The sequence below is a fragment of the Neisseria sp. P0021.S007 genome, from assembly GCF_051956855.1.
Window position 1 is genome coordinate 1 of sequence record NZ_JBQCXA010000194.1, and the last position, 971, is coordinate 971.

Consider the following 971-nt stretch of genomic DNA (forward strand, 5'->3'; position numbering starts at 1 on the left):
CTTGTCTATTAAACAAGGATTTTGCGTTAAGGTTTCGGATAAAGCATACATGGCGCTTCCCGAAGTAGTATCAGTTGATAAATCCGTCGTCTTTCATTTTCTTTTCGGAAAAATACTGGCCGATGACCAGTAAGCTGGCCAGAATGATAATGAAAAGACCTGCCATGGTCAGGGTGATTTTGAGAAACATATCGGCATCGACGAAGGAAAACCAAAGTTGCAAAATCAAGAGCAACACCCAGCTGACGAACAATCCGAGACAGGCATAGACGCCGAGTTTAAACACGTTCTTTTTCCAAAATGACGACGTAGGCTTCACGCACGAAAAACAGCAGCATGCGGCGTTGGTCTTTTTCCATGGTAACGACCTTCCAGCCTTGCGAAGCGTGGCTGTTGAGGAAATCGCTGAATTTGACCGGATTGATTTTGGCGCTGCCGAAAACCAAACTGGAAAGCAGGTTCTCTTGATAAATGACGGCTTTATATTCTTTCATTTTATTCCTTTGAAAATAAGGGGGCTTTAAAGCCCCCTGATTCTACTCCTTATTATTCAACTGCGGTAATACGGAGCCTTCGCCCAATGCCAACAAACCGCTTTGCGAGTAAATACCCAGTTTGGCGCGGGTATCGGTGATGTCGAGGTTGCGCATGGTCAGTTGGCCGATGCGGTCGAGCGGTGTGAACGCTGCGTCTTCGACTTTTTCCATGCTCAGGCGTTCCGGTTGGTAGGTCAGGTTGGGCGATTCGGTGTTCAGAATCGAGTAGTCGTTGCCGCGGCGCAGTTCGAGGGTGACTTCGCCGGTGATGGCTTTGGCGACCCAGCGTTGGGCGGTTTCGCGCAACATAAGGGCTTGGCTGTCAAACCAGCGGCCTTGGTAGAGCAGGCGGCCGAGGCGCAGGCCGTTGATGCGGTATTGTTCGATGGTGTCTTCGTTGTGGATGCCGGTGACCAAACGCTCGTAGGCGATGTG

The 971-nt window shown here is 50.2% G+C and carries 2 protein-coding genes and 1 pseudogene; all 3 read right to left on the reverse strand.

The genetic code is table 11. The annotated features are described in order from the left end of the window. Positions 1-70: 70 nt before the first annotated feature. Complete coding sequence (locus ACTHUR_RS12155) at positions 71-286, reverse strand: hypothetical protein (protein ID WP_440398736.1); 216 nt, start codon at positions 284-286, stop codon at positions 71-73. Continuing rightward, the gene (locus ACTHUR_RS12160; RefSeq protein ID WP_003749376.1) at positions 279-494 is read right to left on the reverse strand and encodes a DUF4177 domain-containing protein; all 216 of its coding nucleotides are present in this window, start codon (positions 492-494) and stop codon (positions 279-281) included. The genes ACTHUR_RS12155 and ACTHUR_RS12160 overlap by 8 nt, the downstream gene beginning before the upstream one ends. 42 nt (positions 495-536) lie before the next feature. After that, positions 537-971, reverse strand: a pseudogene (locus ACTHUR_RS12165) (argininosuccinate synthase); the annotation flags it as partial.